Consider the following 13477-nt stretch of genomic DNA (forward strand, 5'->3'; position numbering starts at 1 on the left):
CCTGCGTTTAGATCCGGCGGGCCGCCATGGCGGCCTGATTTGAACGAAACGCCTCGGGCAAACCCGGGGCAGTTCACCACAATGTCATTGGGCAATACCAAAAAAATCATTGGATGCTACCAAAAAAATGATATCCTCGCTTTTAATCTCAATAACGTTACTCCGAAACTAGAGGGCTTTGACGCCATCTTAAACGGATTAGTTATCTTAACGAGATTAACAGGAGCTTCGCAAATGCCCATCCGCTTTGCCCAAGCCACCGCCTTTAAGTGGTGGTATCTGAGTTTTACTGCTCTGTTTTGTACAATTTTTTTAGATACATGCGCGCCTAATAGCGCGTGTGCGTTTGCGGTTTATGGGGATATTGGAATTAAGTACGCAGCGGTTGGTGGCCCATCTGGTCCGCTTGGGCAGCCGTTAAGTGATGAGGCCGGCGTTCCCGAAGGAGGTCGATTTAACGACTTTCAACATGGATCTATTTACTGGCACCCCAAGACTGGCGCGCACGTAATCCTTGGGGCTATTCGGGATAAATGGCGTCAGCCGGGATGGGGAGCGGGTTGGCTTGGCTATCCGACCACTGATGAAACAACCACTCCGGATGGGATAGGCCGTTTCAATCATTTTCTGCGGGTCACCAACGGAGCCGAAGCATCAATATATTGGACGCCCAAGACAGGTCCAGTTGAGATCTATGGCGATATTCGAAAACGATGGGCGCAGCTGGGATGGGAAAGGAGTTCGTTCGGCTATCCAATAACTCCTGAATTTCAAGAATACCAAGGTACGCCTATTCGGAGCCAGCAGTTTGAACACGGTAAACTGTGGTGGAGTCCAAAAACAGGTGTAACGACAGAAAACCCAGTCGCGGCTTACACTCCGCCTGCGCCGCCGGCGCCGCAGAAGGTAAAGTATTGCACAGATTACACCTGCGACGCTTGCAAACGGGATGGCCTTCGGTGTGAGTTAAACAGTTCGGCATGTCCTAACATTAATTCATCATGGGCCTGTTACTAGCGGTTGCGGACGATCGCGGTCACCTCATGCGAATGACGGCCGCAGCAAGGTTTGCCATTAACGCGAAGCTGGTGTCGGTCTTACAGGTCTTTCTCTGGTCTGCGACATAGACGAGATGCTGCGATTCCGGTAAGGCGGAATACGGAAACTGCGGCTTACGGCCCGAACGAGACATTCGCCACACCGATCAGTAAGGTCGCCTTCGAGCCGGTTCCTGCCTCTGCATCGAGCGCGCGTCCCTCTATATGTAGTGTCTGCGCTAACCGGATGGGCACGGACAATGCGACAGTCCTGAAAACGTGAGCGCAATGTCCCGGCGTGGATGCCCGGGACAATCTCCCGGTCAAGCCCGGGACGGGGATGACGTCCGTGGGGGCGGGATGGCGGCGGGAGCAAGCCCGGCACTGTTGCCTTCGAGGAAATTTCAATTTCTGATTGTGGCGCGTGGGGTCGAAACCGAGAAAAAGCGCGCGATTTTTGTGACTTTTGTGCGAATTCCTGCATGGAATCGACGATTTTTGCGCGCGCAATCGCTTGGTTGTGTACGAGATGTGCCGGGTTTTGCGCGCGGGGCGCGGTGCGGCGCTTCGGGTGGCTTTGATTTTTTTTATTTTTTTACAAGCGGTTAGTTGACCATGGGGTCTTGATGTCGTTTCACGTGAAACAAAACAAGAACAATATCTTGTGGGGGGCGCATTTCCACTTTAGCGCCGCGTGGACCGCCCTCGCCCTTCGAGACGGCTCCTTCGGAGCCTCCTCAGGGTGAGGGCTGATGACGGGGTTCGGCCTCAGACCCTGTTTCGCCGCGCGTTCACTCGATCCGGCGCAGCCTTGCGATTTCCTGCTGGATTTCCGCCGCCGCGACGCGCTGGGTCGAGACCAGTTGCGCCAGCCCCGCCAGCGTGCGGTCGATCAGGCCGGATTGCGAGAACAGCGATTCCACCTGTTCTATCGTGGCGCGATAGCGTGTTTCCTCGGCGTCGAAGCGCTCGCGCGTGCCGTCGATGATGCCGCCGAGCAGGCCAAGCGACTGCTCCATGCCGGCGATCGACCCTTGAGTCTGGGCCAGCGTCGATTTGGTGTTGGTGGCGAGCTTCTTCACCTCGGAGGCCACGACCGAAAAGCCCCGGCCGGCGTCGCCGGCGCGCGCGGCCTCGATGGTGGCGTTGAGCGCCAGCAGATTGGTCTGGCCGGCGATGGAGTCGATCACCCTGAGCACATTGCGCAAGCCGGACATGGAATCGGCGAGGCTCTGGAACTGCTGCGACAGTTTGCCGGAATTGCCGTCATCGGTAAAATCCGCTTTGGCGGAGGCGAAAATGACGCCGCGCACGCGCTCCATCGCCTCGTGCATCTCCGAGGTCCTTTCCAGCGCGTGTTCGATCTCCTTGACGAAATCGAGCTGCTCGGCCATGCGGGCGATGATGGCCGAACGGAACCTGTTGAGAATGCCCGCCTGCTTCAGCGCGCAGGTGGTGAAATAATTGACGAAGCGCGCGTAATGGATGGGGAAGCCGTCGAGGAAATCGTCGCGATAGCCGGGCCGGTCCTCGAAGAAGGCGATGGCGCTCAGCGTCTCGTTGATGTTGATGCCAAACAGTTCGCCGAAGGTGGAAAAGCCCGCCGCCGGCGCGCGCCACAGATTGTCGAGCGCGGACAGCGCCGCATTGTTGTTGAGGCGGCGCAGGATGCAATCGTTGAGAATCAGGCCGAGCGGCTCCGGCTTGCCGCGCAAGAAGGCCTCGTAGTCCGCGCGGGTCTGGCCGGCGAAATCATTGGCCTTCAGCAGCAGCAATTCGTCGCCCGGATTGACGTCGCAATAGAAATTCACCGCGCCGGTCTGGGTGTCGATGCCGGAAACCGAGCGCACGAAAATTTCGCCGTCGACCTCGACGCCAAAAGTGTGGCCGGCGAGTTTTGCCGGGACGTTCGCGCCGCTGACGCCGAAATGCGCCGCCAAAACCTCGGCGAAAGGGTCGATGTCCATACCGTTGGCGGTGAGCGCGCCGCGCACCACGCGGGCGTCGGGATCGGCGTCGAGAATGGTGAAGCTCTTGCCGGTTTTTGTGAAATTCTGGGTCTTGAACACGCCGTAGCGGCGGCCCGGCGCCATGCGGACAAAGATGATCACCGCCTGGCCGTGCAGGGTCTGGCCGCCGTCGAACAGCGACGTCTCCTTGAAATCGAACTTGCCGCCGGCGGAGCCGCCGATGAACAGGCAGGGGAAGCGGCCGGAGCGATAGACCGCCTCCATCAACACGTCCTCGGCGCCGGACACGCCATCGACGAGCGTGAGCGCGAACACGCGGTTTGCCTCGATCTGGAACGGCGGCGCGACGCGGGCGAGATCGGCGGCGATTTTTTCCACGCGGTTTGCGCGCGTCCCGTCCTTGGGCAACGCGACCCGGTGGACCGACACCGCCTCGAACAGGTCCGGCGGGAAAATCTGCACGGTCAGGCTCGACCAACTGGCTCCCGTCGGGCGATAGAGCGCGCCGGCGTTCGAGCACAATTCACCGGCGGTGGAAACGGCGACCAGCGGCGCGGAGCCGGCGAGCGCCTTCAGCCGCGCCGCCACCTGGGCGAAATCGACATGGGGCGAGATGAAGGCCAGAGCCAGCGCGGCCGGGCGGCCGGCATAGCTGAAATCCTCGGCGGAAAGACCGGCGAGCGCGGCGTCCGAGGTCTTGACGCGCATCGGCAAGGCGGCGACGGCCGCCGGATGGGAACCGGCGGCCTCTGGAACGGGACCGGGCATTGCAGAAGTCTGGTTGCGAGAGAACATTATTCGCCTCTGTTGCCCGCAACCGAGGGCTCCGCCCCGTTCGCGCCGGTTCCATTACAATTCGCCAGTTAGACCCTACAGTGGAGGAGCTTGCGCAAAGCTGACGCCCGGGAGACGATCCCAAAATCGCGCGCCACGCATTCGGACCATATTTCGGCCCGCCGGACGGCGGCGCGGGGCGCGCCGCGCCCGATTTTCGGCAGCGCCCTGCGCGATGACCAGGCGGAGACGACTCCGGGCCTCGTCGCCCATGGCGCGCACGTCAGGCAGACCTGGTTCTCGCAAAAAAAGGCCCACCAAACGGCGGGCCAGGGATCAAGCCGACAGGCTTGAGTTTGGCGGGGTCGGATTGATTGCGCCCGCGCCCCTCCGGGCATTGTTCATTTCATAGCGTCGAAATACGCACCGACGCGACGCCGCGTCCGCGCATGCCCAGTTCGCCGGCGGCGCCGTTGGACACGTCGATGATGCGGCCGCGCACGAAGGGGCCGCGATCATTGATGGTGACGACGGTCGAACGGCCATTGGAAAGATTGATGACCTTCACCTTGGTCCCGAACGGAAGCGAGCGGTGCGCCGCGGTGCGGACGCCGACACGGCTGCCGCTCGCTGTGTGGCCGCGGCCGGAATAATACGAAGCCTTGCCAGCCCAGGTCTGCGCTTTGGCCTGTCCTTCGGGTGCAAGAGAAACAGCAGAAAAAACAATTCCGAGGGTGAGGGTTTTGATCAGGATGCTCTTCAAACGCTGAACCTTTCGCTTGTGTTCACAAAAATGTTATCGCGAAAGAATATGGCTCGAAAAAGACCTGATATTTCGGCTTTTACTGATTACGTTCGTCATGTGTTTGGTTTTTTGCGGCGTCAATTCAATCAAAGAATTAGCGTAATAATTAACTCTACGATTTCTATACGATTATTTCGTGAGTAGGCTACGAAAAGGGACAGAGCACTGTATTCGCGAATCTGTCGGGCGGCGCTTGATTCGCGCATTGGTTGCGTGATTGCGACTGAATTGTGACACAATCCACTCAAGGCAAAAAGAAAGGGCCGGGCTTGCGCCCGACCCCTGTTGGCTTGAAAAAGTGTCAGATCAGCCGACGATTTCGTTGCCGGCGAACCATTGCGCGATCTCCTGCGCGGCGGTTTCCGGCGCGTCGGAGCCATGAACCGAGTTCTCGCCCATGTTCAGCGCATAATCCTTGCGGATCGTGCCGGCGTCGGCCTTTTCCGGATTGGTGGCGCCCATCACGTCGCGATAGCGCTTGATGGCGTCCTCGCCTTCGAGCACCTGAACCACCACCGGCGCCGCCGACATCTGCTCGACCAGTTCGCCGAAGAACGGGCGCGCGCTGTGGACGGCGTAAAAGGTTTCCGCCTGAGCGCGGGTCATGTGGACGCGCTTCTGCGCGACAATGCGCAGGCCGGCGGCCTCGATCTTGGCGTTGATGAGGCCGGTCAGGTTGCGGCGGGTCGCATCGGGCTTGATGATGGAAAACGTGCGTTCTAGAGCCATTGTGGCGCTTCCTTTTGCTGACGAAATGGGCTTGCGGCGCTTATAGACGCGGCGCCCGACTCCCGCAAGCTACCGCCGCGCCTCCGCCAGCCTTCCCTCCAGCGCGCGCGCGTAGGACGACATCGCCAGGCAGAAGCCCAGATAGAACGCGGCGGCGAAAATATAGCCGGTGAGCGCGATTTGCGGCCCCGCCCAGGCCGGATCGAGCCGCGCCGTCTCGATGGCGTGCAGGAAATCGAACAGGCCAACAATGGCCACCAGCGTGGTGTCCTTGAACAAAGCGACGAAATTGTTGACGATGCCTGGAACCACCGCGCCCAAAGCCTGCGGCAGCACGATCAGCCGCAGCCCCTGCCAACGCGAAAACCCCAGCGCGGCCGCCGCCTCGCTTTGCCCCAACGGCACGGCGGCGAGACCGCCGCGCACCACTTCCGCCATATAGGCCGAGGCGAACAAAGCGATGCCGAACAGGGGCCGCAGCAACCGGTCCGGCGCCCAATCGGGCGGCAGAAACAGCGGCAGCAGCACATTGGCCATGAACAGCACCGCGATCAACGGCGCGCCGCGCACAAACTCGATGGTTCCCACGCACAGCCAGCGCAAAGCCGGAAGCTTCGAGCGCCGCCCCAAAGCCAGCGCCACGCCCCCCGGCAGGGCGGCGGTCATGCCGGCCAGCGCCATGATCAACGACACCAGCGCGCCGCCCCACAGGTTCGTCCCCACCACAGGTAGGCCCAGCGCGGGCGCGCCATGCAGCAGGATGAAGCCGACAACAGGCAGGCCGATGAAAAAGCCGCCGAGAGCGTAGTTTTTATATTTCGCGCGCGGGCGCAGCAGCCAGACGATAAGGACGAGCGCGAGCAGGAAAGCGGTGTTGACCCGCCAGGGCTGGGGATAGGCGCCGTAGATGAAGAAAGGCAGTTTCGCGGCCACATAAGCCCAGCACGCCCCGGCGCCCGGCGCGCGGCACAAAGCCCCGTCCGGCGCGGTCCACACGGCGTCGATGAACAGATAGCGGACAGCGGGCGGCAAAAGCAGACCCGCCGCGACCAGCAGGCCGAGCGTGATCGCCGTCGCGCGCGCATCGCCAAACAGTTTTTCGCGCCAGCTTTTTCCGCGCGCCGGCGGCGGCGGCAGCGGAGACAAGAATTCGGCGCGCAGAAAATCGCTCATCTGGCCCCCCATTCGGAGCCGCGCTCGAAGCGGCGCATCAGCGCCAGCGTCAGCATGGAGAGACCGAGATAGAGCGCCATGTCGACGCCGAGCGTCTGCAACGCCGCGCCGGTCTGATTCAGGATGGTGCCGGACACCTGCATCAGGTCGGCGAAGCCGATGAAGGCGGCGAGCGACGAGTTCTTTGTCAGCGCAAGATACTGGCTGATCAGCGGCGGCAGCGCCACGCGCAGGGCCTGAGGCAGGACGACAAGGCGCCGCGTCTGCGCCGCCGAGAGCCCCAGCGCGGAGGCCGCCTCGATCTGACCCCGTGGCACGGCCTGGACTCCGGCGCGCAAAATTTCGGCGATGTAGCTGGCGGTGTAGAAAGTCAGCCCCAAAATCATCGCGGCGGCTTCCGGCGCCAGTCTCAGCCCGCCCTCGACGTTAAAAGCGTTACGCGCCGGATCGAACAGCGGCCAGCCCAGACCCGGAAACGGAAAATAAAGCCCGCGATTGTTGAGCAAGACGCCGCCGAGCGACAGCGAATGCTCCGGCGCCGGCAAGGGCGTGAGCAGCACGATGTACCAGAACAGCAAGTGCAACAGCAGCGGGATGTTGCGCAGCGTCTCGACATAAAGCGCCGCCAGCCGCGACAGGCCCCAATGCGACGACAGCCGCGAAAACCCCACGGCGAAGCCGACCAGGGTCGCCAGCGCGGACGCCACCACGGACACGATCAGCGTGTTGAGCGCGCCCGCCAGCAGGGCGCGGCCGTAGGAATCGAGCGGGGTATAGGGAATGACGCTCTGATTCATGCCAAACCCCGCCGTCTGCCACAGGAAGGCGAAGGAAGTGGGCATGTTGCGCGCTTCGAGATTGGCGCGGGCGTTCAAGAAAGCCGCGACAAAAACTCCGGCGACCAGCAGCAACAGCAGGGCCTGGAGCGCGACGCGCCGGTTCATCGCGTCACCGCACCGGCGGGGCGTAATGCAGCCCGCCGTCGCGCCATTGCGCGTTCAGTCCGCGCGGAATCTTCAAGGGCGATCCCTCCCCCAGATTGCGTGAAAAGATTTCGCCATAATTGCCCACCGCCTTGACGATGCGCGCCACCCAATCCTTGGACAGCCCCAATCCCGCGCCAAAATCATTGTCCGCGCCGAGCAGGCGGCGGATTTCGGGATTTTGCGACTCGCGCAAGGATTCGACATTGGCGGAGGTCACGCCCAGCTCCTCGGCGTCGAGCAGCGCGAAATGGGTCCATTTCACCAGATTGAACCAGCGGTCGTCGCCCTGCCGCACCACCGGCCCGAACGGCTCCTTGGAAAGGGTTTCGGCCAAAACCTCATGGTCGTCCGGCGCCGACAGTTTCAGCCTTTGCGCATAGAGCGCGGAGCCGTCTGTGGTGTAGGCGTCGCAGCGCCCGCTCTCATAGGCTTTCAACGCCTCGTCGCCGCCGGTGAAGACGACGGTTTCGGCTGAAATTCCGGTTTTCCTGAAGTAATCGGCGAGATTGAGTTCGGTGGTGGTGCCCTGCTGCACGCAGATGCTGGCGCCTTTCAGATCACGCACGGATTTCAGATTGCGCGCCTTTCGCGCCAGAAAAGCCTGGCCGTCGAAATAGTTTATGCCAACAAACAGGAGTCCCTGTCCGGCCTCGCGCGATTGCGTCCAGGTGGTGTTGCGCGACAAAATGTCGATCTCGCCCGATTGCAGCGCGGTGAAGCGGTCCTTGCCCGACAGCGGCGTGAACCGCACTTTTTGCGCATCGCCGAAGATCGCCGCCGCCACCGCCCGGCAATAGTCGATGTCGAAGCCGCGCCAAGACCCGCGATCGTCCGGCAGGCCGAAGCCGGCCAGCCCGATATTGACCCCGCACACCAGCGCGCCGCGCGCCCGCACCTGATCAAGCGTGTCGGCGCGCGCCCCCACCCCCGCCAAAAACAGCGCGAGACCGAGCGCCAGGACGATTTTCTTGACGACAAGAACCATGCGCAAACCCACTCTTGCCCCAGCCTATGCGCTCCTCGCCGCACGCGCAAAGCAAAATGGCGGCGCGGGGCGCGCCGACCGAAGCTTGCCTGAGCCGCCACGGCGTTGTTCCTTGCATAACCGCGATCAAGGGGCATATTCGCTTCCAAGGCTTCGGCGACGAACCGGAGCCGCGACATTGCGGAGAGCTGGATGCCCCATCGCCTCAAACATGCCCTGCTGACCGTCGCCGCCGTCGTCTTCCTGATCGAGGCGTGGCTGTGGGACTTGACGATCGCGCTGGGCCACTGGGTCGTTGGCCTGCTGCCCTGGCGGGAATTCAAGGCCACCGTCGTCCGAATCGTGCAGCGCCTGCCGCCCTATGGCGCGCTGCCGTTGTTCCTGATTCCCTTCGTCGTCATCGAGCCGCTGAAGATCATCGCGATCGAGCAGATCGCGCACGGCCATTTTTTTCGCGGCGTCCTGGCCTTCATTGTGCTGAAATTCGTCGGCGTCGGCCTCATCGCCTTCATCTTCGACCTCACGCGCGAAAAGCTGCTGGCCATCGGCTGGTTCGCGAGTTTTTATCGCTGGGTCGTGAAATGGCGCGACAAGGCCCATGCGTTCATTGAACCCTACAAGGTAGCGGTGCGCGCGCGGATCGCCGATCTCAAGTTCCGGATTTCGGAGATCAGACGCCGCCTCAACCTGTCCGCCGGCAAGGGCGGAGTCATGGAGCTGCTCGTTCGGCTGCGGGCGCGGGCGCGCAAGCCGCAAGGCTGAGCGCGTCGCCTTGTCGCCCCGAACGCATCGCCTGGAAATCCCGTCAGGAGACCACCGGGAATGTCGCGCAAATGGCCCAGGCCAGCGCGGCCGCGTTGCTCAGGGCGGCGACGCGCGGATCGCCCGTGCGCGCATAGGTCCAGCGGCTGACCCAGCCAAACACCGCGAAGAAAAGGCAGATGACGGGAACGATGATGACCAGGAAAAACAATTTGTGAGGATTGAGGGCGACGGCGATCGCCAGCGAGACGACGAAGCAGATTTTGGAAAAGACATATCCGCCCGTCGCCGCGCCCGGCCCGCTCGTCAGCCATTCATCGGCAAGAAAATAGATGACGGTGCAACACAGCAGCGCGGGGATCAGCAGCCAGCGCAGCGAGGATGGCGCGATGGAGGTCACGAATGTGTCGATCGGCAACCCGAGGCCAAGCCCGTAATAGGCGAGGACCGCCAAAGCCGCCAGAAGGCGCCCGCGCCAGGGAATGCGCCAACCGGCTCCGCCCGGAGGCTTCGTGAGCCACAGGCCGAGCAAGGTCAGCGCGCCGTAAACGGCGAAATGCGCGGCGAGATAATCGCCAAGCAGGATCGGCAGAAAATCCGTCGGCGCTTTCCATAGGATCAGCGGCGTCAGCAGCGCCGGCGCGACGGTGAGCGGCCATTGCCGTCTCCAGCCAGGTCCGGCCCCCAGCGGCAGCGGCGACAGCGCCGGCAGCAGACGCGACAGCGGCAGCGCGAGAGCGACAAGGCCGAGAAAAAGCAGCGCCATCCCCCCTCCCCTCGCGTCGATGGCGCCGCTTTCCGCGCGTTCGAACACGGCGTTCATCCAGTTCCGCATTTCGGTGAGGCCATCGCGGCTGTAAATGACGCCGATATGCTCGGCGCCTTCGGCATAGGCCAGCCGGCGCGCCGTGCCGCGCGCCATCTCGCCGTAGGTGACCCGTTCCCGCGGCGCCGCGCCGGAGGCCATGGCGACGATCCGCAAGGCGTCGTTTTTCAGGGCCGCCGCCTCCCATGCGCCGTCTATGACCAGAAGGTTTCTCGGTTCGCTCGCCGTCGCATTGCTGCCGAAATTGGAAAAGGCCACCACGCCGGCGACCGCGTCGTTGCGGACCGCGCTGTTGATGATCAGAATCGCCGCCATCGAATGTCCGACAAGGCCCAGCCGTGGCCCCGCACCGGGCAGGGTCAAGCCGAACCGAATCATCTTGTCGATTTCCTCGCCGAGGAGACGCGCGCTCTCGTCGTGGTTCTTGATCCCGCCAGAAAGCGGGCGCGCGTTGCGGCCATGGCCGGCGAAGTCGAAGGTGACGGCGGTATAGCCGGCGTGAGCGAGCGTCATGGCGGCCGGTTGCATCAGTTGTTGCGAACCGGCGAAACCATGGGCGATCACGATTACGGGGCCAGGAGATGCGCTCTCGGACCGAAACACCGAGACGGGAATTTCATCGACTTGCGCATGGTCGATTTTCAAATCGGCCGATGGCGCAAGCAGCGACCAGAGCCCTGTGGCGATTGCGAAAGCAGCGGCGAGAAACACCAAAAAAACACGTTTGTTCATTGAGCCTGGCTGCTTTCGTTCGCGCCTGACGCGCTTGCTGGATTGGGGCGCATGGAAGCGCAATCGTCAAGCGCCGCGCACGGAGGGCCGCGCCCCGGCCTTCCAGCATTCTCAAGCGAAGGCGATTCCAGCTCGCGTGAAGAATATACGCAATAACAAGCCTCTAGAGACCCAATCAGATCAGGACTCCCGAAGCAAATATCAAGAACTTATGGCTCTTATGCAAAGTTTTCACGACAAATGCGAGATGACAAACCGAGCAGTTACGTTCAAGCTCGACCAGAGAAAACAACAATCGTTCAGTTGCATCGCAACGGGCTTGCCTTATGAACAACCTCTGCTTACTCTCTCCCAAATGTTACGCGAATGGAGTTTTCCATGACCTTCAGTCGTCCGACAGCTTTCATGCTTTTTTTATTCGCGGCGACTTCCGGCGCCTCGGCCCAGACGCCGGCCAGCGGCGCTTTCGCGGCGACGCAGGTCTGCCCGGCGACGCGATCGATCCATGGCGGCGCCAGCGCCGACGACGTTCTGGTTCAACCCGGCCAATCCTACACTCTGGTTGGCAAGAACAAGCCGGACGCAACCCATTATCTGATCGAGGTCGAAGGCGCCGAACCGTTGCGCCGATGGGTGGCGACAAAATGCGGCACGATCGATGGCGCGTCGTCCTCAAGTTCGCAACCGGGCGAAAACGGCGGCGCCAATCTGCTCGCCGTGAGCTGGCAGTCGGCGTTTTGCGAGAACCACGCGCAAAAGCAGGAATGCGCGACTCAGACCCCGGAGCGTTTCGACGCCACCCATTTCACCTTGCACGGCCTTTGGCCTCAGCCCAGGGGGGTCGCCTATTGCAATGTCGCCGACAGCTATGTCGCCCTGGACAAGGACCACAATTGGGATCAATTGCCGCCCGTGGCGCTCTCCGACGACACCCTTTCGGCCTTGACCGAGGTCATGCCCGCGGTCGCCTCGAAACTGGAACGGCATGAGTGGATCGTGCACGGAACCTGTTTTCGCGATGCGTCCTCGCAAGACGCCTATTTCGCCCGCGCGGTGAAACTTATGGCGCAGTTGAACGCCTCCCCGGTGCGAGACCTGTTTGCGCACAACATCGGCGGCAAGATTACAGCCGATCAGATCAAACAGGCGTTCGACGACGGTTTTGGCGCCGGCGCGGGCGATCGCGTGATGATTTCGTGTCCGGGCAGCCGCCGCTTGATCGTGGAAATGACCATCGGTCTGGTCGGCCGGATCGACGACAATCCATCGCTGGCCCAATTGATCGCGGCCGCGAAGCCCGTCGCCAATGTCGGATGTCCGTCGGGCGTTGTAGACGCCGTCAAGCGGAATTGACCATTGGCGACGCGCCGGCCGAGGGAAAGCCTCAAGCTTTCGGCTCCGGCCATTTGAAGCCGAGATAAAGCCCGCTGGAGAGTCCCGCGAGGATCAGCAGGTTGGCGCCGAATTTGGGAAAATGAGCGTCGACACCCGCGAACACAGGCGGGAAGACCACTGCGTATTTTCCACGCGCCACGCATGCCTTGGTTGAGTCGCCAACGAATGCCTGCGTGGCTCCTTTGTTTCAGTAGGGTATTTGCCCGAAAACCGGCGGCGGCGCTTCGGTCTGGCTTGCGGCCTCAGGCCACCCCCGCCCGCAGCAGGTCGTGGATGTGCAGGATTCCGGCCGGCTTGCCCGCGTCGAGGATGAACAGGACGGTGATCTTCCTCCGGTTCATCATCTCCAGGGCGGCGGAAGCGAGCGAACCGAGTTTCACGGTGCGCGGGTCGCGCGTCATCATTTCGACGGGGCGCCGGTCCTGCATGTCCGGGCCCCAGTTCCGGCGCAGGTCGCCGTCGGTGATGATGCCGGCCAGGGCGCCGTCGCCATCGACGAGGCCGACGCAGCCGAAGCGTTTGCCCGACATGACCAGGATGACCTCGCTCATGCTGGCGCTTTCCGGCAGCAGCGGCATGTCGTCGCCGCTATGCATCAGGTCGTCCACCTTGTGCAGCCGCGCCCCGAGTTTTCCCCCCGGATGAAAAACCCGAAAATCCCGCGCGGTAAACCCGCGATCCTCGATCAGCGCGACCGCCAGCGCATCGCCGAGCACCAACTGGATGGTGGTGGAGGTGGTCGGCGCGAGACCGTTGGGGCAGGCTTCCTCGACCTGCGGCAACAGCAGCAGGACGTCCGCCGCGCGGCCGAGGGCGCTGTCGCGTTTGGAGGTGCCGGCGATCAGCGGCACGGCGAATCGCTTGGAATATTCGATGAGATCGGCGAGTTCCGACGTCTCGCCCGACCAGGAGAAGGCCAGCAGCACGTCTTCCTGGGTGACCATGCCGAGATCGCCGTGGCTGGCTTCGGCGGCATGGAGGAAAAAGGCGGGCGTGCCGGTGGAGGCCAGCGTCGCCGCCACCTTGCGCCCGATATGGCCTGATTTGCCCATGCCCGAAACCACCACGCGCCCGCGCGCTCCGCGGATGACGTCGATGGCCTTTTCGAGCGCCTTGCCCAGTTCGGCGTCGAGCGCGGCGCGCAACTGCGCCATGCCCCTGGTTTCGATCTCAACGCTTTTTCGCGCGGCTTCAAGTGCGACCCGTGTCATGCGATCCTCTTCTCGCGGGGATCCCTAAACCATCGGCTCGCCTTCGGCAAATTTTCCATGACGTTTGGGGAAACATGACGCCTGTGGAATAA

The 13477-nt window shown here is 62.4% G+C and carries 12 protein-coding genes; 3 read left to right on the plus strand and 9 right to left on the minus strand.

Annotated features, from left to right (window positions below):
- Nucleotides 1-39: 39 nt before the first annotated feature.
- Nucleotides 40-1017, plus strand: coding sequence for an LGFP repeat-containing protein (locus CCR94_RS14430; RefSeq protein ID WP_158254767.1), 978 nt, complete (start codon nucleotides 40-42; stop codon nucleotides 1015-1017).
- An 811-nt stretch (nucleotides 1018-1828) separates the two neighbouring features.
- On the opposite strand, the gene CCR94_RS14435 is transcribed toward CCR94_RS14430, so the two are convergent.
- The 6 genes from CCR94_RS14435 to CCR94_RS14465 all read right to left on the minus strand — a co-directional run bounded on the left by CCR94_RS14435 (nucleotide 1829) and on the right by CCR94_RS14465 (nucleotide 8459).
- Nucleotides 1829-3775 (minus strand): methyl-accepting chemotaxis protein, encoded by a 1947-nt coding sequence (locus tag CCR94_RS14435; protein WP_206605841.1) that lies wholly within the window; start codon nucleotides 3773-3775, stop codon nucleotides 1829-1831.
- Nucleotides 3776-4187: 412 nt separating this feature from the next.
- Entirely contained in the window at nucleotides 4188-4544 is a 357-nt protein-coding gene (locus tag CCR94_RS14445) for a septal ring lytic transglycosylase RlpA family protein (protein ID WP_104508542.1), read from the minus strand.
- A 348-nt stretch (nucleotides 4545-4892) separates the two neighbouring features.
- The gene (gene ndk, locus CCR94_RS14450) at nucleotides 4893-5315 is read right to left on the minus strand and encodes a nucleoside-diphosphate kinase (RefSeq protein WP_104508543.1); all 423 of its coding nucleotides are present in this window, start codon (nucleotides 5313-5315) and stop codon (nucleotides 4893-4895) included.
- Between the two features lie 69 nt (nucleotides 5316-5384).
- On the minus strand, nucleotides 5385-6488 hold the full coding sequence (locus CCR94_RS14455; protein ID WP_104508622.1) for an amino acid ABC transporter permease: 1104 nt from the start codon (nucleotides 6486-6488) through the stop codon (nucleotides 5385-5387).
- Entirely contained in the window at nucleotides 6485-7432 is a 948-nt protein-coding gene (locus CCR94_RS14460) for an ABC transporter permease subunit (protein WP_104508544.1), read from the minus strand. Before CCR94_RS14460 ends, CCR94_RS14455 begins: the two co-directional genes overlap by 4 nt.
- A 4-nt stretch (nucleotides 7433-7436) precedes the next feature.
- On the minus strand, nucleotides 7437-8459 hold the full coding sequence (locus CCR94_RS14465; protein WP_104508545.1) for an amino acid ABC transporter substrate-binding protein: 1023 nt from the start codon (nucleotides 8457-8459) through the stop codon (nucleotides 7437-7439).
- Nucleotides 8460-8651: 192 nt separating this feature from the next.
- On the opposite strand from CCR94_RS14465, the gene CCR94_RS14470 reads away from it, so the two are divergent.
- Nucleotides 8652-9221, plus strand: coding sequence for a hypothetical protein (locus CCR94_RS14470; protein ID WP_104508546.1), 570 nt, complete (start codon nucleotides 8652-8654; stop codon nucleotides 9219-9221).
- A gap of 43 nt (nucleotides 9222-9264) precedes the next feature.
- On the opposite strand, the gene CCR94_RS14475 is transcribed toward CCR94_RS14470, so the two are convergent.
- Nucleotides 9265-10779 (minus strand): alpha/beta hydrolase, encoded by a 1515-nt coding sequence (locus CCR94_RS14475; RefSeq protein ID WP_104508547.1) that lies wholly within the window; start codon nucleotides 10777-10779, stop codon nucleotides 9265-9267.
- Nucleotides 10780-11157: 378 nt separating this feature from the next.
- On the opposite strand from CCR94_RS14475, the gene CCR94_RS14480 reads away from it, so the two are divergent.
- Nucleotides 11158-12132 carry a ribonuclease T2 family protein gene (locus CCR94_RS14480; RefSeq protein WP_244594078.1) on the plus strand — a complete coding sequence of 325 codons (975 nt, stop codon included), beginning with the start codon at nucleotides 11158-11160 and terminating at the stop codon, nucleotides 12130-12132.
- A 31-nt stretch (nucleotides 12133-12163) separates the two neighbouring features.
- Here CCR94_RS14480 and CCR94_RS26345 read toward each other — a convergent pair whose 3' ends face one another.
- Together CCR94_RS26345 and CCR94_RS14485 are read right to left on the minus strand one after the other, a co-directional pair.
- On the minus strand, nucleotides 12164-12292 hold the full coding sequence (locus CCR94_RS26345; RefSeq protein WP_275112816.1) for a hypothetical protein: 129 nt from the start codon (nucleotides 12290-12292) through the stop codon (nucleotides 12164-12166).
- Between the two features lie 124 nt (nucleotides 12293-12416).
- On the minus strand, nucleotides 12417-13385 hold the full coding sequence (locus CCR94_RS14485) for a KpsF/GutQ family sugar-phosphate isomerase (protein WP_104508548.1): 969 nt from the start codon (nucleotides 13383-13385) through the stop codon (nucleotides 12417-12419).
- Between the last annotated feature and the right edge of the window lie 92 nt (nucleotides 13386-13477).

This window comes from Rhodoblastus sphagnicola (assembly GCF_002937075.1).
GTDB lineage: Bacteria > Pseudomonadota > Alphaproteobacteria > Rhizobiales > Beijerinckiaceae > Rhodoblastus > Rhodoblastus sphagnicola.

Coding starts and splice junctions, on each gene's coding strand:
- CCR94_RS14475 (WP_104508547.1), bottom strand. CDS start 10,779: ATGAACAAACGTGTTTTTTTGGTGTTTCTCGCCGCTGCTTTCGCAATC.
- CCR94_RS14465 (WP_104508545.1), bottom strand. CDS start 8,459: ATGGTTCTTGTCGTCAAGAAAATCGTCCTGGCGCTCGGTCTCGCGCTG.
- CCR94_RS14455 (WP_104508622.1), bottom strand. CDS start 6,488: ATGAGCGATTTTCTGCGCGCCGAATTCTTGTCTCCGCTGCCGCCGCCG.
- CCR94_RS14460 (WP_104508544.1), bottom strand. CDS start 7,432: ATGAACCGGCGCGTCGCGCTCCAGGCCCTGCTGTTGCTGCTGGTCGCC.
- CCR94_RS14485 (WP_104508548.1), bottom strand. CDS start 13,385: ATGACACGGGTCGCACTTGAAGCCGCGCGAAAAAGCGTTGAGATCGAA.
- CCR94_RS14470 (WP_104508546.1), top strand. CDS start 8,652: ATGCCCCATCGCCTCAAACATGCCCTGCTGACCGTCGCCGCCGTCGTC.
- CCR94_RS14435 (WP_206605841.1), bottom strand. CDS start 3,775: ATGCCCGGTCCCGTTCCAGAGGCCGCCGGTTCCCATCCGGCGGCCGTC.
- CCR94_RS14480 (WP_244594078.1), top strand. CDS start 11,158: ATGACCTTCAGTCGTCCGACAGCTTTCATGCTTTTTTTATTCGCGGCG.
- ndk (WP_104508543.1), bottom strand. CDS start 5,315: ATGGCTCTAGAACGCACGTTTTCCATCATCAAGCCCGATGCGACCCGC.